This window comes from Flavobacterium rhamnosiphilum (assembly GCF_004349195.1).
In the GTDB taxonomy this organism is placed as follows: domain Bacteria; phylum Bacteroidota; class Bacteroidia; order Flavobacteriales; family Flavobacteriaceae; genus Flavobacterium; species Flavobacterium rhamnosiphilum.
This window is the reverse complement of the sequence record NZ_SMLG01000003.1, coordinates 306,061-333,034: the sequence shown is the minus strand read 5'-3', so window position 1 is coordinate 333,034 and position 26,974 is coordinate 306,061. Positions and strand designations below refer to the sequence as shown.

Below are 26,974 nucleotides of genomic sequence, written 5' to 3'. Positions count from 1 at the left end.
TTGTTTTAAGTAAAAAGCCACCCGTTTGATGACGCGGTGGTTTTTTATTTCATTAAAATCTAGCGTTTTTGTTTGTTTATGAACGGGTTTGAGACAATCCGTTAAAATTATCCTGTTTTTTATAAAAAAAATTATTGATTTTATATTTTAAAAAATTATCTTTGCGCACTGAAAAAAGTGTCTAATCGATAAGTTTCGATTGGTTCTGTTTCATAAACCTAAATAGCTATTTAATAAATACATAAGTAATGTCTAAAGTAATAGGAAAAGTTGCCCAGATCATTGGCCCAGTAGTTGACGTTGTTTTCAACGGTAAGGATGTTGAACTTCCAAAAATTTATGATTCATTAGAAATCACAAAAAAAGATGGTACTTTATTAGTACTTGAAGTGCAATCTCACATTGGTGAAAATACAGTTCGTACCATTTCGATGGACTCAACAGATGGTTTGAGTAGAGGTTATGAAGTAGTTGGAACAGGAAATCCTATCCAAATGCCAATTGGAGCCGATGTTTACGGACGTTTGTTCAACGTAATTGGAGATGCCATTGATGGTTTAGGAAACTTGCCAAAAACAGGAGAAAACGGTATGTCTATTCACAGACAAGCACCAAAATTCGAAGATTTATCCACTTCATCTGAAGTTTTATTCACAGGTATTAAAGTAATCGATTTAATTGAGCCTTACTCAAAAGGAGGTAAAATTGGATTGTTCGGTGGTGCAGGTGTTGGTAAAACAGTATTGATTCAAGAGTTGATCAACAATATTGCAAAAGGTCACGGTGGACTTTCTGTATTCGCAGGAGTAGGGGAAAGAACACGTGAAGGAAATGACTTACTTCGTGAGATGTTGGAGTCTGGAATTATAAAATACGGTGATGAATTCATGCACTCTATGGAAAATGGAGGATGGGATTTATCTAAAGTAGATATGCCAGGAATGAGAGAGTCTAAAGCTACTTTCGTTTTCGGACAAATGAATGAGCCTCCTGGAGCTCGTGCTCGTGTAGCGCTTTCAGGATTATCTATTGCGGAATATTTCCGTGATGGAGCAGGTACTGATCAAGGGAAAGACGTTTTGTTCTTCGTTGATAATATCTTCCGTTTTACACAAGCAGGTTCTGAGGTTTCGGCTCTTTTAGGTCGTATGCCATCTGCAGTAGGGTACCAACCAACATTGGCTACTGAAATGGGTGCGATGCAAGAGCGTATTACATCAACAAACAAAGGTTCTATTACATCTGTACAAGCGGTTTACGTTCCTGCGGATGATTTAACGGATCCAGCTCCGGCTACAACTTTTGCTCACTTAGATGCAACAACAGTATTATCTCGTAAAATTGCTGAGTTAGGTATTTATCCTGCAGTGGATCCGTTGGATTCAACTTCAAGAATCCTTACTCCACAAATTTTAGGTGATGAGCATTATGACTGTGCTCAAAGAGTGAAAGAAATTTTACAAAAATACAAACAATTACAAGATATCATCGCGATCCTTGGTATGGAAGAGTTATCAGAAGATGATAAATTAGCCGTTTCAAGAGCGCGTCGTGTACAACGTTTCTTATCTCAGCCTTTCCACGTTGCTGAGCAATTTACAGGGTTAAAAGGGGTGTTAGTTGATATTAAAGATACTATCAAAGGATTTAATATGATTATTGACGGTGAATTAGATCACTTGCCAGAATCAGCTTTTAACCTTAAAGGTACTATCGAAGAAGCTATCGAAGCTGGAGAAAAAATGTTAGCGGAAGCTTAAAAATTATAAGTTATGAGTTATGAGTTATTTCAAATTTTGAAAACTCATAACTCATAATTCAAAACTCATAATTATGTTATTAGAAATAGTATCACCAGAAGCAAAATTATTTTCAGCAGAAGTGACTTCGGTTACATTGCCAGGGGTTGATGGAAGCTTTCAAATTTTGAATAACCACGCACCAATCGTTTCTATTTTAGGAAAAGGTGTCGTGAAAATTACAGCTTCTTCTTTTACTTTTGCAAAAGAAGTGGCAGGTAAATTCACAAAGTTAGATGCTCAAAATTATACGCTGGCTATCAATTCGGGGACAATTGAAATGAAAGACAATAAAGTTATTATTTTAGCGGACTAAAGTAATTTCGATTAATAAAATGGAAAAGCCAAACAGTAATGTTTGGCTTTTTTTATGAGTTCTTTTCATAAGAGTTTTGTGCGTTTTTTTATCCTTCAGTTTCTTTTACATATTCCATAATGTCACCTGGCTGACATTCTAAAACAGCACAAATTGCTTCCAGTGTTGAAAACCGTATGGCTTTCGCCTTACCGGTTTTTAATATCGACAGATTGGCTGTAGTGATTCCGATGCGATCTGCCAATTCGTTGGATCTCATTTTGCGTTTTGCCAACATTACGTCCACGTTGATTATTATAGCCATAATTATACGGTTAAGTCGTTTTCGTCTTTCGTTTCTTTGGCTTTTTTAAATACTTCGCTTAAAAACATAAAAAACAAAGCAAGTCCTAATGTTGGGAATTCGAAATTAATCCATGAATGGTCTATAGGTTTTTGGTTGTATCCGAGTGGAATAAATATTAAACTGGCCGCTATTAACTCTGTTAATGTTGACAACAAGAAGACTTTACCGATTTGGTTTAATTTTTGGATGACTTCCGTACTAAAAATATCGCTTGATATGAATAGTTCGATTAGTTTTCTTAAAATGTAGATGCCGTAAATGAAAATGGCAGAACTTATAAGGTCTAAGATTAAAAATATTTTATCTACTAGGTTGTTGTTGGAGATCTTGTAACCAGCTAGGGTTATATCTGTTTCGTATCCTAATGACAACCCGATTAATTTTCAAAGCATTTCTACCATGAGGATCAGGTAGTAATAGTAAAAAAGATGTATTATGTTTTTGAAATAATTTAATTTTCTCATTTTATATATGTTTTAATTAGACTGTAAATATACTTAAATTATCGTAAAACAATAATAAAAGAATTATTAACAATAATTAATTGTAAATTTTAATAAAATTAAGTTCCTTATTTTTGTAACCTATGAAATTATTCCCTGCTATATTATCAAATAAATTAGAGCAACGCGTTCAAGGTAATGCCTTGAGATTGTTGTTTGTAAGCAATAAGCAATTAATCGATTTTTCTTCCAATGATTACTTGGGTTTGTCTCAATCGGAAATTATTTTTAATGAAACGCATGAGTATTTAATTAACAATAAAATCATTCAAAACGGAGCGACAGGATCCCGATTATTATCTGGAAATCATAAACTGTATCAAGAAACAGAAGATTTTATTGCCAATTTCCATCAATCAGAAACTGCTTTAATTTTCAATTCGGGTTATGATGCTAATGTTGGATTCTTTAGTTCGGTTCCACAAAAAGGAGATTTGATTTTATACGATGAGTTGTGTCATGCTTCTATTCGTGACGGAATTCAACTGTCGCATGCGAAAGCCTATAAATTCGATCACAATGATTTTGAGGATTTAGAAAAGTTGATTTTACGCTTTCGTAATGAGCATGTCTTCCCGAGCGCAGTCGAGGGACGAGGTACTTTGTTAAGCGAAATTTACATCGTTACCGAAAGTGTCTTCTCAATGGACGGAGATTGTCCAAATCTAGAGGAATTAGTGCAACTTTCAGATAAACACAATTGTTATTTAGTTGTTGATGAAGCGCATGCTTTGGGAGTTTTTGGTTCAGCAGGCGAAGGATTCGTTCAAATGCTGGGATTGCAAGATCAAGTTTTTGCCCGAATCATAACTTTTGGAAAAGGACTGGGATGTCATGGAGCAGCGATTTTAGGTTCTCCGGAATTGAGAAGCTATTTGGTCAATTTTGCCCGAAGTTTTATTTATACTACGGGACTTTCGCCACATTCCGTTGCAACGATTTTAGTTGCCTATAATTATTTAGACAAAGAGAAAAAAAACATAGAAACACTTCGAGAAAACATCATTCATTTCAATCAGGAAAAGAATTTGTTAGGATTAAAACAGATTTTTGTTCGAAGCAAATCGGCCATACAATCAGCTATCATTCCAGGAAATGAAAAAGTAAAAGCAATCGCCAACCAACTGCAGGAAAAAGGATTTGATGTGAAAGCAATTTTGTCTCCAACAGTTCCCGAAGGACAGGAACGCCTGCGTTTTTGTCTCCACAGTTATAATTCGAAGGAGCAAATCTCGGAAGTGTTAGGATTGTTAAGTAAACTTATTTTTTAGTGTCATGGAAGAAATGACTTTTCGAAAAATTGCTACTTTTCAATATTCTTCAGAAGCATTGATTTTTAAAGGCAAGCTAGAATCAGAAGGGATTAAGGTGTTTATGCGAGACAACAATACTGTAGACGCAAATCCAATGTATAGTAATGCTATTGGCGGAATCAAACTTTTTGTAAAAAGCAAGGATTTTGTTAAAGCAAATGATGTTCTGTAAGAAATCAGTGAATATTCATTAGATGAGAATAATGAATTGATTAAATGTCCAAAGTGTGGTGCTGAAGAAATCGAAATGATAACTTCAATAAAAGATATAAAAACTCTTTTTGTATTTATTTTATCACTACTTTTTGTTTTAATGCCTATTTATTCCAAACATAAATACAAATGTAATAAGTGTAATTTTGAATTTAAGTAAGGCGAATGTCAAGAACGTCTGCGATTTTGTTTACACAGTTATAATTCGCCTGAAGAAATTTCGGCTGTGATGCATTGTATTTACTCACTTCTTTAAAAAAGTTTAAATTTTTTTTGTAACGTTTTGCTTATTTAATTACTTACGAGTCGTAATCAAATAAACAAAACCATTATGAAAACAGAAACTACCAAAAAATTTAGCGAGAGAAATTATTTTGGACCCATTATGATTTTTATTAGTACACTAGTAATAGGGCATATGTTAGTAAATGATTATTTTTATGAGAAGCCCGATTATAATTTTAATTTGCTGGTATGTATGGTTTGTTTTCTTGTAGCAGGAATTGCCTCTGTCTTAAGATCAAAATACAGTAAATAATTCAACGGAGTTTCAGTCATCTAAATAATCATCAACTAAATCAATCAATCAATCAATCAATCAAAAAAAGAATTACAATGAAAAAATTAGTTAGCACATTAGCAGTAGCCGCAGTATTATTTATTTCTAATATTACTTTTGCGCAAGAAAAAACAAAGGAATCTTCCCTGTTATGGGAAGTAACAGGAAATGGGTTAGCCAAGCCCTCTTATCTGTTTGGAACCATCCACATGATTTGCGAAAAAGATTTTTTATTGAAAGAAAAAGTCAAAAAGGCATTGTTAAAGAGTGATCAATATATTATGGAAGTCAATTTTGATAACGAAAAAGAAATGAAGGAGATGCAATTGGCTTTAATGTCGGATATTCCCTTAAGTAAAAAACTGACTGTGGAAAAATTTAATGAATTAGACTCATTGTTGCTTTCTAAATACAAAATATCCGCTAAACAATTTGATAATTATTCTCTAGCAATGTTAGTAAGTTTGGTTACTGTTAAATCTTTTGAATGCGATAATTTGAAGTTGTACGAGATGGAATTGCTTAAATTGGCTAAAACTCAAAATAAATTAATAGGCGGTTTAGAGACAGTTAAAGAACAATTGGAATGCATAAATAAGACAATGGATGAGGAAGATGTTTTAGAATTGCTGAAAAATAGTAATCAATACAATCAAATGACTAAAGTGATGGTTGAGAACTATAAATCAGAAAAGTTTGAGGCACTTTACGATGCGATGACAGTTGAGAAATTCATGAGTGCTACTGATAAAAAGTTGATGCTTGATGAAAGAAATACGAATTGGGTTAAAAATATGCCGATAATGATGAAACAAAAAAGTACTTTTTATGCTGTTGGCGCAGCTCATTTGGCTGGGGATTATGGAGTAGTCCAATTGTTGAAAAATGCAGGTTTTACTGTAAAACCCGTAATGAACTAATAGTATTTTGAAGGAAAAGGAAAAAGAATTTTTAGCACGAATTGAGATTCATAAAGGAATATTACATAAGGTTTCCAAAATGTATATGGATAATCGGGATGATCAACAGGATTTATTCCAAGAAATTATATGTCAGCTCTGGAAATCGTATGATTCCTTTAGAAACGAAAGCCAATTTTCGACATGGATGTATCGGGTAGCCGTAAATACAGCAATCGTTTTCTTTAAGAAGGAAAAAAGAAAAGTCGATAATTATGCACTCTCATCAGATGACATCAAAGATGAAATAGGCGATTCAGAAATAAAAGAATCACAACTAGATCATTTTTATCGTGCGGTAAATAAATTAGATAAAATAGAAAAAGCATTGGTTTTTTATCATCTTGAAGGCTATTCTCATAAAGAAATTGGGGATAATATGGGGATTTCAGAAGGCAATGCCAGAGTAAAACTGAACAGAACAAAAAACAAATTGAAAGAAATAATTGAAAAACAAGGATATGGATTTTAAAGATATACAATCAGCATGGAATAATGACACTGACAGTGACATTAAAGTTCCAACCAATTTAGAGAAACTAAAATCGGCTAATATGCCGTTAGAAAAAATTAGAAAAAATTTACGTTTTGAACTTATTAATCAATTTTTAGCACTTGTGTTTATTGGTTTGATACCGTTATGTAGTAAGTTTCCGGCAAATATGATAACGCCTTATTACTTTTTATATGCGATAATGTTTGCCGTAAGTATTTATTATTTAGTAAAACTTTTTTTGTTTTTCAAAAGGTTAAATACCACTGTTTTGAACACCAAAGATAATTTATACGAAACGTATTACGACATAAGATTAAATATGGAATTATATAAAACATTTACTTTTGCATTAGGGCCTTTTATAATGATGTATTTGACAGGTTATTTTTTATATAAAAACCCCGATTTAATGTCGATGTTTAGTGGGGACATTATACATAGTAAGTTAGTGCCGCTATTGGTAACTTTAGTTTTTTCTATTTTATTAGTTGGATTTTTAACTGAAATTTGGGTTCATTATTTTTACGGTAAATATGCTAAGCAAATACGAAAAGTTCTAGACGAATTAAAAGAAGAATAATAGAAAGAATGCCTGTCAACTCGATAGGCATTTTTTTTGATTTTATAATCGGGGTTCAATAATGCTGATTTTTTGGTGAACTTTGTGAATACTTTGCGAACTTTGCGGTTAAAATCAATTTATGAAACTATTCATCACAGGGATTGGAACCGATGTAGGTAAAACCATCGCATCAGCCATTATAACAGAAGCTTTGGAAGCTGATTACTGGAAACCAATCCAAGCCGGCGATTTAGGAAATTCGGATAGTCATAAAATCAAATGTTTTTTATCTAATGAAAAGACGGTAATTCATTCCAATAGTTATGCTTTGAATACTGCTGCAAGTCCACATCTCGCTGCTGAATTAGATGGTATTACTATTGATTTAAATAAAATCATCGAACCTAAAACAGAGAATCATTTGGTCGTTGAAGGTGCGGGAGGTGTTTTTGTTCCGTTAAACGCGAATGATTGTGTGATTGATTTGATTCAACCGGATTATAAAGTGATCGTAGTTTCCCGCCATTATTTGGGAAGTATCAATCATACCTTATTGACCATTGAAGCTTTGCAGAATAGAAAAATTACTCTTGCTGGAATTGTTTTTTCGGGTGATGATCCCGATAGCTATCGGGATAAAGCTACGGAAGAAATAATTTTGAATAAAACAGGTTTGAAATGCATTGGAAGAATAGTACAAGAGCCTTATTTTGATCAAAATGTAATAAAAGAATATGCCGATTTGTTTCGAGAAGATCTTTTGCAATTGCAATAGCAAAATCAATAGCAATGGCTAAAAACTAATAGCTAAATCAAAAATCTACAATCATCATTCAAATGAATTTAACAGAAAGAGACCGCCAATATCTTTGGCATCCGTATACCCAACACAAAACCGCAGCGTTACCAATTGCCATTAAAAAAGGGAAAGGTGCACTGCTTTGGGACGAAAATGACAAAGAATATATTGATGCAATCGCTTCGTGGTGGGTCAATCCTTACGGACATTCCAACAAGTTTATTGCCGATGCAATCTACAAACAACTCACGACATTAGAACATGTGCTATTTGGTGGATTTACACATGAACCTGCTATTTTGGTAGCTGAGAAGCTGATGGAAATTTTACCAAAAAACCAACAAAAAATATTCTTTTCGGACAATGGTTCTACGGCAGTCGAAATTGCAATTAAGGTGTCTTTGCAGTACTTCTTTAATAAAGGAGAAAAAAGAACCACTATAATTGCTTTCGAAAACGCCTTTCATGGCGATACTTTTGGAGCAATGGCGGCAAGCGGAATTTCATTTTATACCCAAGCTTTTCAAGGAATGTTTATTGACGTGGTTCGGATTCCGGTTCCGGTTAAAGGACTGGAGCAGGAAAGTTACGATGCTTTACAATCCGTTATAAAAAACAACAATTGTGCAGGTTTTATTTTTGAGCCACTGGTTCAAGGAGCCGCAGGAATGGTGATGTATCAGCCGGAATCGTTAGATATATTGATGCGAATTTGTCAAGAGAGTAATGTCCTTACCATTGCGGATGAAGTGATGACCGGTTTTGGAAAAACGGGTAAAACTTTTGCAACGGATTATCTGGTGGAAAAACCAGATATGATGTGTTTGTCCAAAGCGTTGACCGGAGGAACCATTCCAATGGCGATTACTACTTTTACTGCAGGTATTTTTGAAGCTTTTTATGATGATGATATCAACAAAGCGTTGTTTCACGGACATACTTTCACGGCAAATCCTACGGGTTGTGCTGCGGCTTTGGCCAGTATTGCTTTGTTGCAAACCAATGAAATGCAAGTTAATATTGCTCGTGTCAATCAAAGTCATTTGGCTTTTCAGGAGCGTGTTAAAAATCATCCAAAAGTAGTCACAACACGAGTGCTGGGCGTCATTTTTGCATTAGAAATAAAAACCGAAAGTTCCGCCAGTTATTATGGATCCTTACGAAACAAACTCTATGATTTCTTTATCGAAAACGGAGTGATTCTGCGTCCAGTAGGAAATATTGTGTACATTCTGCCTCCATATATTATTACCGATGAGCAATTACAAAAAGTATATCAAGTAGTCGAAAATGCCTTAGAAATAGTTTAATTTTGCCTCCAAAGTGATTACACAAAGATTCACAAAGAAATAGGATTAAAAATTTTCTTTAACAATAGTAAAACGTAGCGCATCTTCGAGCTTTCTTTGTGAATCTTCATGAAACAAAATAAAAAAATTATCCACTTGCAACAACAGACAATCTCTATAACAGCCATTGCTTCTATTTCACCTTTAGGTAATACACCTGAGTCTATTTGGGAAAATTATCTCAATGAAAATCATTGTTTTACGGAGCATGATTTAGACCATAAAAAAACATACGTTGCTAAGCTGGACACTAATTTAGAAGAAGTCGTTGAGGTCTTGCGAGAGTCAGATAACAAATATAAGTCCTTAGACAAATCGGTTTTGTATGCTATGGTGGCTTCCCGAAAAGCAATGCAAAATGCGGGTTGGACTCCAAAAGATATTTTTGGAATTAACATTGGTTCGTCTCGAGGTGCAACAGATTTATTCGAAAAACATTATCAGGACTATTTAGAAACGGGTAAAGCGCAAACTCTGGCTTCTCCAACGACCACTTTGGGAAATATTTCTTCTTGGGTTGCCCATGATTTGCAGAGTTCAGGTCCTGAAATTTCACATTCCATAACGTGTTCTACCGCTTTGCATGCGGTATTAAACGGAGTGGCTTGGCTTCGGGCTGGAATGGCTGATAAATTTTTAGTTGGTGGAAGTGAAGCGCCATTAACTGATTTTACGATTGCCCAAATGCGGGCGTTGAAAATTTATTCCAATAGTGAAGAAATTTATCCAAATCGGGCACTTGATTTAGACAAAAAACAGAATACCATGATTCTTGGCGAAGGCGCCGGAGTTTGTTGTCTCGAAATTGGTAAAAAAGAAAATGCATTGGCTTTTATAGAAGGAATTGGATATGCTACAGAAATTCTGGAACATAACATTTCTATTTCTGCGGAAGCGACTTGTTTCCAGAAATCAATGAAAATGGCGTTGGAAAACACTGATTTATCCGAAGTTGATGTTATTGTGATGCATGCTCCGGGAACCATAAAAGGCGATTTGACGGAATATAGAGCTATCGAGAAAATTTTTGGTGCAACACTTCCGCTTTTGACTACCAATAAATGGAAAATAGGCCACACTTTTGGCGCATCGGGAATATTGAGTATGGAACTCGCTATTTTGATGATGCGACACAATACCTTCATCGGAGTTCCTTTTGCGGAAGCACAAATACAAACAAAACCTATTAAAAAAGTACTGATTAATGCAGTTGGTTTTGGAGGGAATGCGGTAAGTATTTTGTTATCGGTATAAAAATACAAAGGGTTTTTGATAAAAATCAGAGTTTGTTTTGAGGACTTTAAGTCTTAAATTCTTTAAGTTTTTCATAAACCAAATTACTTTCATACCCTTTGCGTAATAAGTAATCACAAAATTTTTTTCGTTTTTTTAGTTCGTTGGTTTCTTTGATGGTTTCCCAATTTCTTTCGGCTAGCGTGTCAAATGTTGCGGTATATTCCTCGAGTGTGATTTCTTTGAGTGCCAGATTAATATTGTATTGAGTGATTTTTCGAAATTTTAATTCATTTACAATTCTTATTTTCCCCCAAAATTTAATCCGGTGTTTTCCTCTTGCGAAACTACAGGCAAAACGGCTTTCATTTAGAAAATTGGAACCGATAAGATGTACAATAATGGCATCAATTTCTCCAGATTCCATTTTCATGCTCCGTAATTTTGAAACTACTTCTTCATGACAGCGTTCCTGATAGGCGCAATAATGTTCGATCTTATGTATCGCTTCTTTTATGGAAAAAACTGGGTTCATTTTTAGGTTTGAAATGGGGAATTTAAGAATTAACAATGAATAAAAGTGCGTGTCGACAAAAAAAATATTTTTACGAAATAACACTATTCTACAGTTTAAAGGTTTTTATGATTTCGAGATTAAAATAACAGCATTGTCAAATCTAGACTTTCCGTTTTACAACTGATTTAATAGCCTTTGAACGACTTAATTTCATTCTTCTGCTGAATTTTACTTTTTTTGCTGTAGTGCCTTCTTTTACAATGAGGTATAGGGTTGTTTTGTAAGGATAATACGTAACGAAATATGAAAATACTTTTACCAAAGTCTACTATTTTTGCTGTTCTGTTTTTGTTGTTTGCTTTTTCTGAAAATGTGGGGGCACAGTGTACTGTAACTGGAAATGTTAATACTAGTACTATGCCTTGTAGTTCATATACGGGCTGTACAGCTATAAATATAGGGAACGGAACAACAACAACAAGTTTAAATTTTAATGCAGATTTGGATTTGACTTGTTTGAACTCTATTCAGTTTGTCATAAAGAATAATGCAGCTGTAAATTTCGGATCAAGCGATAGGTTGTATTTGGGCGCTGGATCTTCAATTGTTGTTGAATCGGGGGGTGATTTATCAGGATCAAGTTGTAATGCTTCAGAACGTATTTATATTGGAGGAGTTTTATATGCAAGTTGTAATGGAGGTGGCGGAGCAGATGTTACCTTTTCTGATATTGAAAGTTTTGGAGGTTCGGGTAGTGCCACTTCTAACTCTCCTGTTTGTACTGGCAATAGTATTAATTTGTCGGCTACACCTCCACCGAATGGGGGGGCTTTTACTTATACTTGGTATGAGCCAGCTGTTTCAACGAATCCAATTGGTACGGGACAAAATTTGTCTATTACATCTACAGCAGGTACGCATACTTACAAAGTAAGGATTTTTTCTGCTTCACTAAACAAAACGATGATTGTTTCAACTACAGTAGTTGTCAATGCATTGCCTAACAATACATCAAGTTCTGGTTTTACGGGAGGTTCGTTTTGTATAGGCAGTCAAGCCACACTTACTTTTGATGCGGATGACACCAATGGAGCGCCTCCATATACTTTGTCCTATACGGATGGAACAACGACTTATAGTCAAACTATAAATACCAATGCTGCTACGACTTTTAATGTATCAGCTACAACTTCAAAAACATATACTTTACTATCAATTACCAATGCTAATGGTTGTGTAAATTTATCACCAGCTAATAAAACTGCCAATGTTACTTTTAGACCAAACCCAACAGCGACCGTTAGTGGTACTACGGCGGTATGTCTTGGCGCTACAAGTCCAAATATTGCATTTACAAACCCACAGGCAGCAGGAATAACTATAACCTATACTATTAATGGAGTTGTAAGTCCAACTGTAAGTGTTGTTGCAAGTGGTACTGCAAATGTTTCAGTGCCTACAACTATAGCTGGTTCTTTTGTGTATGCTTTGGTAAGTGTTGTTTATTCGACTAATCCATCATGTACACAAACACTTACAGGTAGTGCTACGGTAACAGTAAATTCATTGCCAAGTGCCCCAACAGTTACAATAACTGAACCTACATGTACAGTAGCGACATGTAGTATAACCATAATAGCTGTTTCAGGAGAAACTTACAGTTTTGATGGAAGTGCCTATTCCGGAACATTAGTTTATGGTAGTTTAGCACAAGGTTCATCCCACACGGTTTATGCAAGAAATGCTGCAGGTTGTGTATCTTTAGTGAAAAATGTTGTAATATCGTCATTAGTTACCAATACTTATACAGGGACTTGGTCAACAGGTTCTCCTCCCACAAGTAATCAAAAAATTGTTTTTAATGCAGGCTATAATTCAACAGGTGATTTAGAGGGTTGTTCTTGTCAAGTAAATTCGGGGGCGATCATAATCAATTCTGGACATACTTTGAAGATAACTAATGCGGTAACTGTTTCTGGAGGATCATTGACATTTGAAAACAACGCCAGCTTAGTGCAAATAAATGACGCTGCGGTAAATACAGGTGATATAATCTATAAACGAACAACCAATCCAGTTAGGAAATACGATTTCACCTATTGGTCGTCCCCTGTAGCGGGATATGCTTTAGGAGCACTTTCTCCAAACACACTCGGGGATAAGTATTTTTCTTTTAATCCTGACACAGATGATTGGGCACAAGAATCGTCAGTAACTCCAATGACAGAGGGAGAGGGATATGCTATTCGCGCACCCCAAGATCATGATCTAATTACTGCGACCCCTTTTTCAGCCGTTTTTGAAGGTGTTCCAAATAACGGAGGGTACTCTCTTATGGGTGTTAATCCGGATAAATCGTATCTTTTAGGAAATCCGTATCCTTCGGCTTTGGATGCAGATACATTCTTGACTGCCAATGCCGGCGTTCTGGACGGAACCATTTATTTCTGGACCCACAACTCGCCACCTAGTGATGCCATAGCGGGAGACTTCCTATACAATTATACTTCCGATGATTATGCATCTTATAATGGGGTTGGAGGAGTAGAAACACTTGCAGCTGCAAGTGGTGGTGAAAAACCATCCGGTAAAATTGCTTCAGGGCAAGGATTCTTTGTGTCGAGTAAAGTTGCACCTATTTCTGGTAATGCAGTTGTGTTTAACAATAGCATGCGAGTGGGTGTTGGGGCCATAGCAGGAGATAATTCTCAATTTTTCAAAATAGGCAACACTAAAGTAAAATCTGCCAATGTAATCGAAAAACATCGCATTTGGTTGAATTTGTCGAATGACCGTGGCGCTTTCAAGCAAACCTTGATTGGTTATGTAACAGGTGCTACCAATGGGCATGATGGTCCTTTTGATGGGGAAAGTTTTGACGGAAATGAATACGTTGATTTTTATAGTGTCAATCAAGATAAAAATTTAGTAATTCAGGGGAGATTGCTGCCTTTTGAAGAAACCGATACCGTGCCATTGGGTTATAATACTACTATTGAAGGTGTTTTTACAATAAATATTGATGCCGTTGACGGGTTGCTAGTGAATCAAGCTGTTTTTATTGAAGACAAAGAGATTAAAGTAATCCATAATCTGAAAGATGGGGCCTATAGTTTTACCAGTAAAGTAGGGACTTTCAATGACAGATTTGTATTGCGGTATGCTAATAGAACTTTGTCTGCGAATAAATTTCAAAAAGAAAAGGAATCAGTTTTGGTATTCCATAAAAACAAACAATTACAAATAAATTCTACTGAAGAATTGATTGATGAGGTTACCATATATGATTTGTCAGGAAGAAAAATGTACAAAAGAAGTAATATAAACGATGTTAATTTTTCGGTACTTAATTTGGTTTCAAATCATCAAGTAGTATTGATTAATATAGTTTTTCAAAATGGTCGTTCAGTTGTGAGAAAGGTTGTTTATTAAAATAAATGCATAAAAAAACCATCTGGTTTGAACAGATGGTTTGTGTGTTAATCGGAAAAGATAGTTATTTTTCTTTACCAGATGCTTCAAGATTTCTGTCAATGGTATGTCCTGGTCTTGACCATTTTGGTTTTTCACCTAATGGTGCAAATTGAGAATCTTCAGCCTCAACAGTTTGTGGTTGGGAAACCTTTGTAAATGGTTTTTGTGGATTTAAACCTAACATTTCGAACATTTTCATGTCTTCATTTACATCAGGATTTGGTGTAGTAAGCAATTTATCTCCAGCAAAAATAGAATTGGCACCGGCAAAGAAACACATGGCTTGACCTTCACGGCTCATGTTCATTCTTCCGGCTGATAAACGTACTTGAGTTTCAGGCATGATGATTCTCGTAGTGGCTACCATTCGAATCATTTCCCAGATTTCTACCGGTTTTTCTTCTTCCATCGGGGTTCCTTCAACAGCAACCAAAGCATTTATTGGCACAGATTCTGGTTGTGGGTTCAATGTAGAAAGTGCTACAAGCATTCCTGCTCTGTCTTCGATACTTTCTCCCATCCCAATTATTCCTCCGCTACAAACAGTAACATTCGTTTTACGAACATTCTCTATAGTTTGCAAACGGTCTTCAAATCCGCGTGTTGAAATCACTTCTTTATAATATTCTTCGGAGGTGTCTAAATTGTGGTTGTATGCGTATAAACCTGCTTCTGCCAATCGGTGTGCCTGGTTTTCAGTAATCATTCCAAGGGTACAGCACACTTCCATATCCAATTTGTTTATGGTACGAACCATTTCAAGTACTTGGTCAAATTCAGGACCATCTTTTACGTTTCTCCAAGCTGCTCCCATACATACACGAGAGGATCCGCTTGATTTTGCACGTAAGGCTTGTGCTTTTACTTGGCTTACTGACATTAAATCATTGCCTTCAATTTCAGTATGGTAACGGGCTGCTTGTGGGCAATAGCCACAATCCTCAGGACATCCGCCAGTTTTTATAGACAATAAGGTCGAAACCTGCACCACGTTTGGATCATGGTGTTCTCTATGTATAGAAGCTGCTTCAAAAAGCAAATCCATCATAGGCTTGTTATATATTGCGATAATTTCTTCTTTCGTCCAATTGTGTTTTGTAATGCTCATCGATGCGATTTTTTGATGCACCAAAAGTAGTCAAATTGTTCTAAAGAAGCAATGCAATAGCTAAGTTAATCAGTTGCATGACGGTTGTTCCAATATAACATTAGCAACATGGTAACAATTACTGAAGAGGCTATTCCTTCAAAAAGTAAGCAGATGGAATAAGTGTTTACTGATGGGTTTCCACCGAATAAAAAAGTTTTCGGCAAGGATTTTACATAGGAATCACCTCCGTTCATGTAGCTGTAAGTCACTAATCCTATGATGCTTAAAAATACTCCCACAAGTGAAGTAATCATTGCCGAAACAGCATTGTCTACAAAGTTTTTTTTACCTTCCGTAATGTTTGTCTCGATTGTTCTGTTGACGCCATAAAAAACAAAAAACACATTCAAAAGACGTAAATAAAATAAATCAGCAAAACCAAGTGCATCTATTAGTAAAAAATACACTCCGATTCCGATGAAAATAATACCACCGTTTACTAATTCTTTTGGTAGTTTCATACGATTCGTTTTTAAAAATTAAAAAACACGTTTCATTACGCAATAGCATAGATGTTTGAAGTGAAAACAGTATTCTTTTTCGAAATTTATTACTGTTTAATAGTCTTATTTACCGTCTTCCGATAAATGTTTTTTGATGGTGTCTTCAGTGGAATATTTGTTTTTTATTCTGTTTTAACAGCTGTAAATCATTTCTTCATAAAGGGTGTTATAAGTAAAATAAGCTCAATCAATTTTGATGTTTGTCTGAAGCATAGCGGGTGTCCCAATATAACATTAGCATGAATGTAACAATTACGGCCGATACGATTCCTTCAAATAATAAGGAAATGGAATAGGTCATCACGGATGGATTTCCGCCGAATAAAAAAGTTTTTGACAATGAGCCTACATAGGCATCTCCACCTTTTGAAAAGCTGTAAACTATCAGACCAATGATGCTTAAAAATACTCCTGTGAGTGATGTGATTAATGCTGAAACAGCATTTGAAGCCAAGATGGTTTTACCTTCGGCAAAATTTGATTTTAAGGTTTTTTGGGTTCCGTAAAATATAAATAGGACATTAAGCAGACGTAAATAATATAAATCGGCAAGGCCTAAAGCCTCCATTAATAAGAAATAAAATCCAATTCCAAGGAAAATAATAAATCCGTTTAATAATTCTTTAGGTAGTTTCATATGGCCAGTTTTAAAATTTAAAAATTACACCTTCTATGATAAACAGTATATTACAATCAAATTTACAGAAAAAATAGCAATGTTTTATGAAAAATATAAAAGATTTTGGTTCCGAATTAAAATTTATTCAGGTAAACGAGTGCCGCTTTTTTATCTTTTCCAAGTTGCTCTTTTAGGAAATCAACTGATTCAAATTTTTGTTCTGAACGAATCCTCTGCAGTATTGAAACGCTGATTTTTTGATTGTATAAATCAGCATTAAAATCAAAGTAATGAATTTCAATTGACTGTTTTTGCCCCCCAACAGTAGGATTGAATCCAATATTCATCATTCCAAAAACGGTTTGTTCATTAATTATACTTTTTACAATATAAACTCCGTTTTGCGGAATTAGTTTGTAATTTTCTTCGATTTTTAAGTTAGCCGTTGGAAAACCGATGGTTCGTCCTAATTGTTTTCCTTTGACAATAATTCCGGTTAGAAAGTAATCGTATCCTAAATAGTCATTGGCCAAAGCCATGTCTCCTTCTAATAGGGCGTTTCTGATTTTAGTAGAACTCACAGAAATGTCATTAATTTCCTGAACTGATATTTGTTCCACTTCAAAATCATATTCTTTGCCAAAAGCGATAAGATCGTCGATATTTGCTGTTCGATTTCTTCCAAATCGATGGTCGTGACCAATAATTATTTTTTGGATATGAAACCGATCTACAAGAATGGTACTCACGAACTCTTCGGCAGTTAATCTCGAAAATGCTTCGTCAAAAGGGTGTATAACAAGGTTTTCAATGCCAATTTTTTCGAGCAATTCGATTTTTTCATCTATGGTATTGAGCAATTTTATATCAGAGTGTTCTTGTAACACCATTCTGGGATGCGGAAAAAAAGTAAGGACTAAGCTTTCGTATTTCTTGTTCTCCGTATTTTTGGTTATTTTTTTTAGAATTTTTTTATGACCAATATGTACTCCGTCAAAGGTTCCTAAGGTTAGAATCGTTTTTTTTGTGGAGCTAAAATCGTTTATAGAATGAAAAATCTTCAAAGCAAGTGTTTTATGAAAGTGCAAATTTAAGGTATCCAATTGATATAATTTAAAAAGGATTGAAAACTTCAATCCTTTTTTAGCTGATTTTGTTTATTTTTTAATAAACCGAATAGTGGTTATTTCGGATTTATTTCTCGATAATTTTAAAAAATAAATACCCTGTGTTAAATTTGAAACATTTACGTGAAGATCATCTTCTGATTCGATTTTTTTAGATTTTATAATTTGACCCAAACTATTGATAACGCTGTAAGTGTCCGGAGTCTCTAATTTATTTTCAACAGCGATATTCAATATATTAGATGTAGGATTTGGGTAAAGATAAACCGAATTTAAGTTTTTTACTTCATTGGTTGACATTGAACTGCCGTCTTTAATGATGCTAAATTTAGTTGATTCTGCTCCTTCAAAAGTCGCGCCAGAAGCAATAACTTCATCTGTTGGTGTTTTTAAGGTGTAAAACCCACTTCCGTAATCACAACAAATGCCGTCGCTTTGACTGTCAAATATTGTAAAAGTGTAGCAATCATCACTGAGGAGGTTAAAGCTGGTGTTTATTGGGTCGGGAAGTGGATCGGCTACCACGGTATCAGTATAGGGTCCGCCTTCATACAATATATTTCCTGCAGCGTTTGTTAGTTTCCACGTAGTTTCAGTTCCGTAGCGGTCTAATTGTAGTGAGAAGTTTACTATAAAGGTTGCTGTATTATACGAGTAGTTTACGCTGTTTGTAATGTCAAAATTAACTGCGCTGTTGTTGTTAGAAGTATTTTGATCTGTTGTTCCATTTGCACTGATTATAGTACAGCTAAAATTATGGTTCCCTTCGGTTGTAGTTAAGCTGTTTAAAGTAATGTCTTGGGATTCGTTATTGGCCAGATTACCAGTCCAATTATAAGTTTGTAAATTCTGATTGTCAATGCCGTATTGTATAGAGGCTTGTGTTAAAGGGGAGTTTCCTTTATTTGTGATTTTTATGACTGGTGAGAAACTTTTACTGCAGTTAATATTTAGATTTACAATCATAGTCATGGCGTCATTGGCGAAGGTTACTCCAGGAAGAAGCGCGTCAGAAGTTTTTAATGAAACTCTTCGAATTGAATTATTCATAACGGTTATCATACGTGTTTTTTGATTCACTGTAAATATGTTCATGCAGGCATCATTCGTATAGTCCATGTAATTTTCAACCATGTCTAACCCTGGAGCCGGGCAGGAATCAACTCCTATCGGGCACCCTTCATTTGCTTCACCAGTATTCGGGGTGTCCGCGCAAAAATCATCTACGTCACACCCTTCGTCATCACCCCAAATATGCCTTAACCCGAGCCAATGTCCTACTTCATGTGAGGTCGTTCTGCCTTTATCGTAATCGGTTAAATATGTCCCTCCGGGAAAGTAGTCTGATGAACCAAAAAAGGCATAGCCAATCACGACACCATCGGTGTTAGCTGAGCCTCCATCGGCATTTAGTCCTGATAAGCCGGATGTACTTGGAAATTGTGCGTACCCTAAAAGATTGTTTGGTGCTAATTTAACCACCCAAATATTAAGATACTTTTCTGGATCCCATTGTGTCAGAGGTTTTACAAAGGAATTAATTTCATCAGTTGACCAGCTTTCTTGTCCGAAGTCTACTCGGTCTATTCCGTTTGATACAATTCCCGAGGGATCACGTTTTGCAAGAGCGAATTCAATTTCAACATCGGCTCCAACAGGATTGGTATTAAAACCCGGAGTCCCTGTTTTTTTTCTAAAATCCTCGTTCAGTACTTGAATTTGCGAGATTACTTGTTGATCAAATATGTTTTCATCAACTCCTATTACTTCCTCATTATGTATAACATGAACTACAACAGGAATTGTTATGACTGCATTTTGTTTTAATCCTTTAGATGTGTTTTTTATTTTTTGTTTTTCAATTGTAATTTTTGGCGCTATCCATTGTTCAAATTCGGTTGTAGATAATCTATTTGGATTTTTGGACTTCAAATATTCCTCGTATTCTGTGGTTGCACATCGAATGAAAGAGCCTTTTTTAATGATTTGCTTTTTACCAAAAAGGATAACCTCTGTAGTATTGTTTACTTGTGCAAACGAATAATTGGCTGAAAAAAAAAGGGATAGTATGAGTATAAAAGTAATTTTTTTCATGGTATAAGCCTGTTGGTTTTATCTGAAAATTTTTGATATAAGGTGTGAATTTTTCTGATAATTAATTAAAGATGCATTAAAATTAATTATTATTATCGTCTAATACAAGTTAATTCAAAATCCATTTATTAACGGCTAAGAATGTTGCAGTTTTATTTTCCATTAAATGCGGTCATGGTGTTTTCTAAACCTGCGGTTCCAAATGATTTTATAATCTCTGAAGCCAATTCTAATCGTTCCGGAAGTGCGGCTTTTTCAGCATCATCCCAGTCTCCAAGAACATAGTCAACTTGTTTTCCTTTTTTGAATTCGTCGCTGATGCCAAAGCGGAATCGGGTGTAGTTTTGTGTATTCAAAACGAGATTGATGTTTTTTAATCCGTTATGTCCGCCGTCACTTCCTTTTGGCTTGATGCGGATGGTTCCAAAAGAAAGATTTAAGTCATCTGTAATCACCAGAATGTTTTCCAAAGGAATGTTTTCCTTATCCATCCAGTATTGTACCGCTTTGCCGCTCAAATTCATATAGGTATTTGGTTTGAGCAGTAAGAAGGTTCTTCCTTTGAATTTATATTCGGCAAGCGAACCCAATTTTACGGTTTCAAAGTTGACTCCTTCTTTTCGAGCCAAAAAATCCACTATTTTAAAACCGATGTTGTGACGTGTGTTTACATATTCGGCGCCAATGTTACCGAGTCCAACTATTAAAAATTTCTTCATACAATCCGTATTGTCTTCTGTTTTTGTTGTTCAAATGTTTAATCCCGATAGCTATCGGGACATTTTATCATGCTGTAAAAGTAAACTAATGGCAATTATTAGAGCAAAACCGTTTAGCTTTTTTTGAGTTTTTTAAACCATAGAAGAGATTTAAGTTCATTTAAGGGAGGAAAGAGTAGAATTGCTCAATAGATTTAGAAAATCGTTATTGAGAACAAAATAGTTCTGGATAGCCCTGATGGGAGTGGCATCCTTTTTATCCTGAACTTGTTTCAGGATCATGAAACAAGTTCAGGATAAAAAGATACAACGGACAGCAGGAGGAGTCGTGTTTGAAGTTGGGATATTTGTGCTCCTAATACTAAAAATGGGATAATGATATTGCTTTGCCACGTTCCTCGCAACTCCTCGCAATGACCAAAAGTAATGCGCATAAAAAAAGCGCCAGTTGTGTAACTGACGCTTTCTTGAATGATTGAAAAATATTATTTTTTCTTTCCTTTTGCAGGAGCTTTTGCTGCTTTTGCTGCTTCTTGAGCTGCTTTCATAGCGGCACGAGAGATCTTCACTTGACAAATAACTGTATTGTCTGGGTGCATGATCTTGTAGTTTGGAGACGCTACTTTAGTAACGTATAACTTGTTACCCATGTCAAGTGGAGTAATGTCAGCTTCAACAAAATCAGGAAGATTTTTAGGTAAAGCTCTTACTTTTAATTTACGGTTGTTCAAACGTAAATCTCCACCAGCCATAACTCCTTTAGAGTTACCAACGATTTTTACAGGAACTTCCATAGTGATTTCTTTGTCTTCAAAGATTTGAAAGAAGTCAATATGTAAAATCTTGTCAGACACCGGGTGAACCTGAATGTCTTGTAAAATAGCGTTAAATGATTTTCCTTTTCCAAGATCGATCTCAACTGTGTGAGCGTTTGGAGTGTAAACCAAGTTTTTGAAAGCCATAACTTCTGCTGAGAAATGAACTGCCTGATTTCCTCCGTATAATACGCAAGGAACCAATCCAGCATTACGTAGGGCTTTAGTTGCTACTTTACCCACGCTTTCTCTTTCTGATCCTTTAATTGTAATCGATTTCATTGTAAAAAAAATATAGTTATTAAATAATATTACTTGTTTGGCTTTTAGCTTTTGGCTATCGGCATTTTGCGTAATGAGATTGCTTCTTTCCTCGCAATGACTACATTATAAATTTTCCGCTAATGGAATTGTTGTGGTGCACCATGTGCATAACTTCTGCAAAAAGAGGTGCGCAACTCAACACTCTTATTTTGTTTGATTCTTTCTTTAACGGAATAGAATCGGTAACTATCAATTCGCTCAATTGCGATTTTTCTATTTTTTCGTAAGCGTCTCCTGATAAAATAGCGTGGGTACAAATCGCTCTTACGCTCAATGCTCCTTTTTCGATCATTAAATCTGCGGCTTTCGCCAAAGTGCCTCCGGTATCAATCATGTCATCTACTAAGATTACATTTCTACCTTTAACCTCGCCAATTAATTCCATCGTGTCGATGATATTGGCAATTTTTCTTTGTTTGTAACAAATCACTACATCCGATTCTAAAAACTTAGAATACGCATACGCTCTTTTTGAACCTCCCATGTCTGGAGATGCGATTGTCAAATTATCTAAACCTAAACTTTTAACGTATGGCAAAAATATAGTTGATGCAAAAAGATGATCTACCGGTTTTTCAAAGAATCCTTGAATTTGATCTGCATGCAAATCCATAGTCATGATTCTTGTTGCTCCAGCGCTTTCTAACAATTTTGCTGTCAATTTTGCTCCTATCGGAACTCTTGGCTTGTCTTTTCTGTCTTGTCTTGCCCAACCAAAGTAAGGAATTACTGCGGTTATATGTCTTGCCGAAGCACGTTTTGCAGCGTCAATCATTAATAACAATTCCATCAAATTATCTGCATTCGGAAAAGTGGAGCAAACGATAAAAACGCGTAATCCTCTGATGGACTCTTCGTAAGAAGGTTGAAATTCACCATCACTATATTTAGACATGGTAACTTTTCCTAACGGAATTCCGTATTTCTCAGCAATTTTTTCTGCAAGATAGACACTTTGTGAACAAGCAAAAATTTTAGCTTCAGGTTCTAGGTGTGACATTAATTTGTTGTTTTTATTCCGCTGCGCTCCATACAATTCGGCTTCATCATTTGTTTAAAACCAGAAAAATATAAATGCCTCGGGTGTAGTTAGTTAGTGTGTTTCATTTTACCGAGGTGCAAATTTATAAAATTTATTCAACTCTGAAAGGAAAAAATTAAGTATTTTTAGTTGAACATTTAATATTATTTTTTACATTTGCACCGTGTTAAAGGAATTGATGGTTGATTTAAACACAATCACATCTTTTATTGCGTTGAAATAACTGTCGTTATTTCATGTCTGCTAAGCCCGGATGGCGGAATTGGTAGACGCGCTGGTCTCAAACACCTGTGGGAAACCGTGCCGGTTCGACTCCGGCTCCGGGTACAAAAACCTCTGAAATCTTTTGATTTTCAGAGGTTTTTTTTTAGGGTGGTCAAAAGGGTGGCTAAGTTTTGAATTTTTGTTGGGCAATGTTGAATTACTTGATGTTGGTACAATATAAACACCATTAAAATCTGCATTAAGCTTTTCATTCCATTTATATGGCTTCGAATATTCTAAATTGATTTCTTTAAAAAGTGTATCAACTAGAACAGACATAGGTTCTTGTTTTTGATGAGATTTCTAAGATGGCTTATTGCTCCCTTGCTACAAGTGGTTTGGGGTTAAATTAAGCCTTAATTTCAGATTTGTCTAAACATCACAAATGCAAGCCTATTTTTGAATTATGCCAATTGTCCAAATCAATTGTAGCAAGTGTTGGGTGCAATTTTGTTTTTTAGACAATTAGTCTTATATTTGCAGACGCAACGTCTTAATTTATGGAAAAAGTAAACGAAATTTTAATCAGAATTGGTTTTTTACAGAGCTTTATTAAAGATAGGCTACGTGAATACAATGAGACTCCAATAAATAACATTTGGGTGTTAGAAAATAAGTTCAAAGACCCATTTCTTGCACTAGTAATGCTCAATGATAGGAATGAATTGGAGTTGACGGAAATCATTAAAGCAACACTACCACTTATTGGTCTAATTGTATTTTTTGATGGTACGGAAATTAAAAGAATTCAAGTCAAAAATTTTTCAGACAAATCATTTGATTATACTAATGAAGTTGAATCTCCAAAGAAAATTGAAACAACAAAAAGTCTAATTTTTGGAGATATAGATGAGGGCTTTAGACCTTTGAAGCAAATTGACAAGTCTGTTGAAGGACTGTTTTTCGAAGCGCATTCGATAATCAGAGATATTGATGGGTTACATGCAGACCAGGCATTAGATGAAGTCTGCAAGTTTTTATATGCAAAATTGTATGATGAGGAGTCTTTGGTGAAAAACACTTACTATTTTTTTCAACGTTGTTTATATTCTTCTTCTGAAGAACTTGCTTCAGTTGTAAGAGGTGTTTACGCAAGATCGACAGAATATGATGATAGGGTGTATTCAATGAGGATTCCAAAGTATAAGAAATCTAGGGGGGTATTTAATACTGAAATGACACTTTCTGCCCCTGCATTGGTAAAATTAGTTGGACTCTTTGAAGCAATTGATTTGTCTAGTTCCAAGGTAGATGTTAAGGGAAGGGCTTTTCAGAAAATGATGTTGCCTGCTATGCGAGCTGGACTAGGTCAATATTTTACACCATTACCTATTATTAAATTTATTGTTGATGTTCTTAATCCAAATGTTGATGACTTAATAATTGATCCTTTTTCTGGTTCTGGTCATTTTTTAACACAGTCACTTTTTCATGTTACCAATAACAATTCAAAAATTCCAGAGAAAAAAATTCATGAATTTAAATTTCATAAGTTGCATGGGATTGAGAAAAGTGAAAGAATGGTCAGAATTTCTATGACTGATATGCGATTGCATGGTGATGGTCATTCGAATATCAGATGCACCGATGCGTTGCTGAGTTTTGACAATTATGAAGACTTAAAAGAGTCTAGCTTCGACATTGTTATGTCAAATCCTCCATTCGGTTCTATACTATCAAAAGAGGCATTAAGTAGATTGGATTCTTTTGAATTAATGAAAGGTAGAAACTCGGTGCCCTTAGAGATACTTGGATTGGAAAGGTGCATTCAATTATTACGAACAGGTGGTCGTTTAGGAATTGTTCTTCCTGAAAGCATTATAACCAATAAGAATACCAAATTTGTTCGGGATTGGCTTTTACAAAAAATCACTATTGTCGGAATTGTTGGCTTACCATTAGAAACCTTTTCTCCTTATGGGGCAAATATTAAAACTGTGATTCTGTTTGGAGTTAAGGAAAATAAATCTAACAAAGGAATTAGTAATAAAGAGATTCTGATTGGTAATATAAGTTCAGTCGGATATGATTTCAAAGGACAAGATACAGGTGATTCTGATATCAATGATTTAATTAAACCCTTAAAAATATTAATAAACAAAATATGAGTAATTTTAAATTTATTAATGAGTTAGTATTGACTCAGAACGATAGGTGGTTAATTAACTCAATATTGACAGATAATGAGGAATTGACCATATTTCCTGACAATGAGTTGATTTCTTTAAGAGATGTATTAAGGGAAAGAAAAGAATCAATAGATCCACAAGTCTACTCTAAAACTTCATTTAATTATTTAGGATTGGAAAACATACAACCTTACACTGGATTTCTTGTTGATTTTAAGTCAAAGTATGGTAGTGCAGTTAAGTCCAGATGCAAAATTTTCAAGTTAGGTGATTTATTGTATTCTAAGTTACGACCAACTTTAAATAAATCCTATATAGTTGATGAGAGAGTTAACAATGGAATTTGTTCTACCGAATTTTTGGTCTTCGAAATAGAAACAAGCTTAATCGAGCCAATTTTATTAAGGTATATTATTTCGTCTGATTTTGTGCAAGAACAAGTTGAAAAATTTATTGCTGGTGCAGCATTACCTAGAATTCAAACTGATGATTTTCTTTCTATTAAAATTCCAAAAATTGACAAAAAATATCAATTAATACTTAGCAAGTATTTAAAAGAAAAGCATCAAGAATATTTAGACTGCTTTAACAAGTTGAATTCTTATCAACAAGACCTTAATGAGATACTATTAACCTCAATTAAAGAGAACCGAATCTCAGAACCTAAAAAAAAATAAATCAAAGTAGATTCTTTAATCTTTCTTGGTAGTCTGGGTTAGACTTTACAATAGTATAAATTTCTTGTTTCGAGAGACTGTTGTCAAAATTTACTTCATATGATTTTGCAACTACTAACCATTCTTCTTTTGTGAATTGATTTAGTTCTTCAGCGGCAAAATTCCTATGAATAAATGATATATAATTATGTGCTGTTAAGTTACTCTTTCTTATTTCTCTAAATTTATTTCTTGAATCTTCACTACTAGTTTTAATCATTCTCAACAAACCGCCAAAATTTGCTGCATATGCAACTTTTTCAGAAGGTCTTGTCTTTGGTGGTCCTGTTATTCTTTCTCTCTTTGAAGATGAATTCAAAGGTTCGCCATAGTATAAACATTCATCAATATCACAATTACAATCTTCTTCGCAATTTGTATGGTCTGTAAAAATTCCACCTCTTGTAATATGTAATGAATCTCGCAATTTGATAATGTCATGCGCAAGACCAATGAAATGGTCATTTATATATGGAAAGAAATGATGATCATCAAGTTTTTTCCATTCCCAAGTTATCACTAATAATAAGTCTATTGGGTCAATTTCCTTTTGTAAAACGTCAAAATGCGCTTTAGATTCGTCAGCACCACTATTCATCGATTTTACCTCAATTCTACATACTTCGCCTTGTCCTGTTTCGGGAACCCAGTCTTCTCCCTTTTTTAAACAAACAAAGTCATTATATTGATGATCTGGGAACCATCCTATTTCTATGGGTTGATCAGTAAGTTCAATATTCATATAATACCCCCAAAGAGCTTCAATCAAGAGCCCCATACCACTTCCAATCCTTCCTCCTCTGGTTTTTAGAACATCTTGAGAAAAGTTGTTAATTCTACTGCATGCATTTGCTGAATGCTTAATTATTTCGTCAATATATCCGTCCATTTGTTACGTTTCTATGTTGTTGTAAAATTGCACCCAATTTATTCATACCCGCTATTGAATAGCGCATTATCGGCAAATATATAAATAATATTTTTATTACAAATCTAAGCGTTCTTCGAAGACTCCTGTCTTGGGGGTTTTAATT

General features: G+C 34.8%; 25 protein-coding genes and 1 tRNA gene. 14 read left to right on the top strand and 12 right to left on the bottom strand.

Annotated elements, in window-relative coordinates:
• The first annotated feature begins 248 nt into the window (after nucleotides 1-248).
• Complete coding sequence (gene atpD, locus E0I26_RS06550; RefSeq protein WP_035668832.1) at nucleotides 249-1,760, top strand: F0F1 ATP synthase subunit beta; 1,512 nt, start codon at nucleotides 249-251, stop codon at nucleotides 1,758-1,760.
• A 73-nt stretch (nucleotides 1,761-1,833) separates the two neighbouring features.
• On the top strand, nucleotides 1,834-2,115 hold the full coding sequence (locus E0I26_RS06545; protein WP_131915684.1) for a FoF1 ATP synthase subunit delta/epsilon: 282 nt from the start codon (nucleotides 1,834-1,836) through the stop codon (nucleotides 2,113-2,115).
• Between the two features lie 88 nt (nucleotides 2,116-2,203).
• Here E0I26_RS06545 and E0I26_RS06540 read toward each other — a convergent pair whose 3' ends face one another.
• The gene (locus tag E0I26_RS06540) at nucleotides 2,204-2,419 is read right to left on the bottom strand and encodes a helix-turn-helix domain-containing protein (protein ID WP_131915683.1); all 216 of its coding nucleotides are present in this window, start codon (nucleotides 2,417-2,419) and stop codon (nucleotides 2,204-2,206) included.
• A 2-nt stretch (nucleotides 2,420-2,421) separates the two neighbouring features.
• On the bottom strand, nucleotides 2,422-2,832 hold the full coding sequence (locus E0I26_RS06535) for a DUF2975 domain-containing protein (protein ID WP_165929414.1): 411 nt from the start codon (nucleotides 2,830-2,832) through the stop codon (nucleotides 2,422-2,424).
• Between the two features lie 215 nt (nucleotides 2,833-3,047).
• Between E0I26_RS06535 and E0I26_RS06530 the strand changes: the two genes are divergently transcribed.
• The 8 genes from E0I26_RS06530 to E0I26_RS06495 all read left to right on the top strand — a co-directional run bounded on the left by E0I26_RS06530 (nucleotide 3,048) and on the right by E0I26_RS06495 (nucleotide 10,468).
• Entirely contained in the window at nucleotides 3,048-4,235 is a 1,188-nt protein-coding gene (locus tag E0I26_RS06530) for an aminotransferase class I/II-fold pyridoxal phosphate-dependent enzyme (RefSeq protein ID WP_131915681.1), read from the top strand.
• A 4-nt stretch (nucleotides 4,236-4,239) separates the two neighbouring features.
• A complete protein-coding gene (locus E0I26_RS06525) occupies nucleotides 4,240-4,449 on the top strand; it encodes a DUF2007 domain-containing protein (protein WP_131915680.1) in 210 nt (69 codons plus the stop codon).
• Between the two features lie 656 nt (nucleotides 4,450-5,105).
• Nucleotides 5,106-5,969, top strand: coding sequence for a TraB/GumN family protein (locus tag E0I26_RS06520; RefSeq protein ID WP_131915679.1), 864 nt, complete (start codon nucleotides 5,106-5,108; stop codon nucleotides 5,967-5,969).
• 7 nt (nucleotides 5,970-5,976) lie between these two features.
• Nucleotides 5,977-6,480 carry an RNA polymerase sigma factor gene (locus tag E0I26_RS06515; RefSeq protein ID WP_131915678.1) on the top strand — a complete coding sequence of 168 codons (504 nt, stop codon included), beginning with the start codon at nucleotides 5,977-5,979 and terminating at the stop codon, nucleotides 6,478-6,480.
• Entirely contained in the window at nucleotides 6,470-7,084 is a 615-nt protein-coding gene (locus tag E0I26_RS06510) for a hypothetical protein (protein WP_131915677.1), read from the top strand. Before E0I26_RS06515 ends, E0I26_RS06510 begins: the two co-directional genes overlap by 11 nt.
• A gap of 121 nt (nucleotides 7,085-7,205) precedes the next feature.
• The gene (gene bioD / locus E0I26_RS06505; protein WP_131915676.1) at nucleotides 7,206-7,841 is read left to right on the top strand and encodes a dethiobiotin synthase; all 636 of its coding nucleotides are present in this window, start codon (nucleotides 7,206-7,208) and stop codon (nucleotides 7,839-7,841) included.
• 62 nt (nucleotides 7,842-7,903) lie between these two features.
• Nucleotides 7,904-9,175 (top strand): adenosylmethionine--8-amino-7-oxononanoate transaminase, encoded by a 1,272-nt coding sequence (gene bioA, locus E0I26_RS06500; RefSeq protein ID WP_131915675.1) that lies wholly within the window; start codon nucleotides 7,904-7,906, stop codon nucleotides 9,173-9,175.
• Between the two features lie 108 nt (nucleotides 9,176-9,283).
• Nucleotides 9,284-10,468 (top strand): beta-ketoacyl synthase N-terminal-like domain-containing protein, encoded by a 1,185-nt coding sequence (locus E0I26_RS06495; protein ID WP_131915674.1) that lies wholly within the window; start codon nucleotides 9,284-9,286, stop codon nucleotides 10,466-10,468.
• Between the two features lie 46 nt (nucleotides 10,469-10,514).
• Here the strand turns inward: E0I26_RS06495 and E0I26_RS06490 are convergent, their stop codons facing one another.
• Nucleotides 10,515-10,982 (bottom strand): regulatory protein RecX, encoded by a 468-nt coding sequence (locus tag E0I26_RS06490; RefSeq protein WP_131915673.1) that lies wholly within the window; start codon nucleotides 10,980-10,982, stop codon nucleotides 10,515-10,517.
• Between the two features lie 285 nt (nucleotides 10,983-11,267).
• Here E0I26_RS06490 and E0I26_RS06485 point away from each other — a divergent pair, with 285 nt between their 5' ends.
• Complete coding sequence (locus E0I26_RS06485) at nucleotides 11,268-14,396, top strand: T9SS sorting signal type C domain-containing protein (protein WP_131915672.1); 3,129 nt, start codon at nucleotides 11,268-11,270, stop codon at nucleotides 14,394-14,396.
• A gap of 64 nt (nucleotides 14,397-14,460) precedes the next feature.
• On the opposite strand, the gene bioB is transcribed toward E0I26_RS06485, so the two are convergent.
• The 8 genes from bioB to E0I26_RS06445 all read right to left on the bottom strand — a co-directional run bounded on the left by bioB (nucleotide 14,461) and on the right by E0I26_RS06445 (nucleotide 22,789).
• Nucleotides 14,461-15,546, bottom strand: coding sequence for a biotin synthase BioB (gene bioB / locus E0I26_RS06480; protein WP_131915671.1), 1,086 nt, complete (start codon nucleotides 15,544-15,546; stop codon nucleotides 14,461-14,463).
• 65 nt (nucleotides 15,547-15,611) lie between these two features.
• Complete coding sequence (locus tag E0I26_RS06475; protein WP_131915670.1) at nucleotides 15,612-16,049, bottom strand: hypothetical protein; 438 nt, start codon at nucleotides 16,047-16,049, stop codon at nucleotides 15,612-15,614.
• 229 nt (nucleotides 16,050-16,278) lie between these two features.
• Complete coding sequence (locus E0I26_RS06470) at nucleotides 16,279-16,728, bottom strand: hypothetical protein (protein WP_131915669.1); 450 nt, start codon at nucleotides 16,726-16,728, stop codon at nucleotides 16,279-16,281.
• A 116-nt stretch (nucleotides 16,729-16,844) separates the two neighbouring features.
• Nucleotides 16,845-17,774 (bottom strand): bifunctional riboflavin kinase/FAD synthetase, encoded by a 930-nt coding sequence (locus E0I26_RS06465; protein WP_131915694.1) that lies wholly within the window; start codon nucleotides 17,772-17,774, stop codon nucleotides 16,845-16,847.
• 93 nt (nucleotides 17,775-17,867) lie between these two features.
• On the bottom strand, nucleotides 17,868-19,931 hold the full coding sequence (locus E0I26_RS06460) for a T9SS type A sorting domain-containing protein (RefSeq protein ID WP_131915668.1): 2,064 nt from the start codon (nucleotides 19,929-19,931) through the stop codon (nucleotides 17,868-17,870).
• Nucleotides 19,932-20,083: 152 nt separating this feature from the next.
• Nucleotides 20,084-20,650 carry an aminoacyl-tRNA hydrolase gene (gene pth / locus E0I26_RS06455; RefSeq protein WP_131915667.1) on the bottom strand — a complete coding sequence of 189 codons (567 nt, stop codon included), beginning with the start codon at nucleotides 20,648-20,650 and terminating at the stop codon, nucleotides 20,084-20,086.
• A 485-nt stretch (nucleotides 20,651-21,135) separates the two neighbouring features.
• Nucleotides 21,136-21,747 (bottom strand): 50S ribosomal protein L25/general stress protein Ctc, encoded by a 612-nt coding sequence (locus tag E0I26_RS06450; RefSeq protein ID WP_131915666.1) that lies wholly within the window; start codon nucleotides 21,745-21,747, stop codon nucleotides 21,136-21,138.
• A gap of 100 nt (nucleotides 21,748-21,847) precedes the next feature.
• Nucleotides 21,848-22,789, bottom strand: coding sequence for a ribose-phosphate pyrophosphokinase (locus E0I26_RS06445; RefSeq protein ID WP_131915665.1), 942 nt, complete (start codon nucleotides 22,787-22,789; stop codon nucleotides 21,848-21,850).
• A 289-nt stretch (nucleotides 22,790-23,078) separates the two neighbouring features.
• Between E0I26_RS06445 and E0I26_RS06440 the strand changes: the two genes are divergently transcribed.
• The 3 genes from E0I26_RS06440 (at nucleotide 23,079) to E0I26_RS06430 (ending at nucleotide 25,901) form a co-directional block, all read left to right on the top strand.
• Nucleotides 23,079-23,158, top strand: a tRNA-Leu gene (locus E0I26_RS06440).
• 437 nt (nucleotides 23,159-23,595) lie between these two features.
• Nucleotides 23,596-25,203: an HsdM family class I SAM-dependent methyltransferase gene (locus E0I26_RS06435; RefSeq protein ID WP_131915664.1), complete on the top strand. Its 1,608-nt coding sequence runs from the start codon at nucleotides 23,596-23,598 to the stop codon at nucleotides 25,201-25,203.
• Nucleotides 25,200-25,901 (top strand): restriction endonuclease subunit S domain-containing protein, encoded by a 702-nt coding sequence (locus E0I26_RS06430; RefSeq protein WP_131915663.1) that lies wholly within the window; start codon nucleotides 25,200-25,202, stop codon nucleotides 25,899-25,901. Before E0I26_RS06435 ends, E0I26_RS06430 begins: the two co-directional genes overlap by 4 nt.
• A 1-nt stretch (nucleotide 25,902) precedes the next feature.
• On the opposite strand, the gene E0I26_RS06425 is transcribed toward E0I26_RS06430, so the two are convergent.
• The gene (locus E0I26_RS06425) at nucleotides 25,903-26,829 is read right to left on the bottom strand and encodes a hypothetical protein (RefSeq protein ID WP_131915662.1); all 927 of its coding nucleotides are present in this window, start codon (nucleotides 26,827-26,829) and stop codon (nucleotides 25,903-25,905) included.
• Nucleotides 26,830-26,974 lie beyond the last annotated feature (145 nt).

Excerpts from the sequence above, each read along its gene's own strand:
- atpD (WP_035668832.1), top strand. The coding sequence starts at position 249 with ATGTCTAAAGTAATAGGAAAAGTTGCCCAGATCATTGGCCCAGTAGTT.
- E0I26_RS06545 (WP_131915684.1), top strand. The coding sequence starts at position 1,834 with ATGTTATTAGAAATAGTATCACCAGAAGCAAAATTATTTTCAGCAGAA.
- E0I26_RS06540 (WP_131915683.1), bottom strand. The coding sequence starts at position 2,419 with ATGGCTATAATAATCAACGTGGACGTAATGTTGGCAAAACGCAAAATG.
- E0I26_RS06530 (WP_131915681.1), top strand. The coding sequence starts at position 3,048 with ATGAAATTATTCCCTGCTATATTATCAAATAAATTAGAGCAACGCGTT.
- E0I26_RS06525 (WP_131915680.1), top strand. The coding sequence starts at position 4,240 with ATGGAAGAAATGACTTTTCGAAAAATTGCTACTTTTCAATATTCTTCA.
- E0I26_RS06520 (WP_131915679.1), top strand. The coding sequence starts at position 5,106 with ATGAAAAAATTAGTTAGCACATTAGCAGTAGCCGCAGTATTATTTATT.
- E0I26_RS06510 (WP_131915677.1), top strand. The coding sequence starts at position 6,470 with ATGGATTTTAAAGATATACAATCAGCATGGAATAATGACACTGACAGT.
- bioD (WP_131915676.1), top strand. The coding sequence starts at position 7,206 with ATGAAACTATTCATCACAGGGATTGGAACCGATGTAGGTAAAACCATC.
- bioA (WP_131915675.1), top strand. The coding sequence starts at position 7,904 with ATGAATTTAACAGAAAGAGACCGCCAATATCTTTGGCATCCGTATACC.
- E0I26_RS06495 (WP_131915674.1), top strand. The coding sequence starts at position 9,284 with ATGAAACAAAATAAAAAAATTATCCACTTGCAACAACAGACAATCTCT.
- E0I26_RS06490 (WP_131915673.1), bottom strand. The coding sequence starts at position 10,982 with ATGAACCCAGTTTTTTCCATAAAAGAAGCGATACATAAGATCGAACAT.
- E0I26_RS06485 (WP_131915672.1), top strand. The coding sequence starts at position 11,268 with ATGAAAATACTTTTACCAAAGTCTACTATTTTTGCTGTTCTGTTTTTG.
- bioB (WP_131915671.1), bottom strand. The coding sequence starts at position 15,546 with ATGAGCATTACAAAACACAATTGGACGAAAGAAGAAATTATCGCAATA.
- E0I26_RS06475 (WP_131915670.1), bottom strand. The coding sequence starts at position 16,049 with ATGAAACTACCAAAAGAATTAGTAAACGGTGGTATTATTTTCATCGGA.
- E0I26_RS06470 (WP_131915669.1), bottom strand. The coding sequence starts at position 16,728 with ATGAAACTACCTAAAGAATTATTAAACGGATTTATTATTTTCCTTGGA.
- E0I26_RS06460 (WP_131915668.1), bottom strand. The coding sequence starts at position 19,931 with ATGAAAAAAATTACTTTTATACTCATACTATCCCTTTTTTTTTCAGCC.
- pth (WP_131915667.1), bottom strand. The coding sequence starts at position 20,650 with ATGAAGAAATTTTTAATAGTTGGACTCGGTAACATTGGCGCCGAATAT.
- E0I26_RS06450 (WP_131915666.1), bottom strand. The coding sequence starts at position 21,747 with ATGAAATCGATTACAATTAAAGGATCAGAAAGAGAAAGCGTGGGTAAA.
- E0I26_RS06445 (WP_131915665.1), bottom strand. The coding sequence starts at position 22,789 with ATGTCACACCTAGAACCTGAAGCTAAAATTTTTGCTTGTTCACAAAGT.
- E0I26_RS06435 (WP_131915664.1), top strand. The coding sequence starts at position 23,596 with ATGGAAAAAGTAAACGAAATTTTAATCAGAATTGGTTTTTTACAGAGC.
- E0I26_RS06430 (WP_131915663.1), top strand. The coding sequence starts at position 25,200 with ATGAGTAATTTTAAATTTATTAATGAGTTAGTATTGACTCAGAACGAT.
- E0I26_RS06425 (WP_131915662.1), bottom strand. The coding sequence starts at position 26,829 with ATGGACGGATATATTGACGAAATAATTAAGCATTCAGCAAATGCATGC.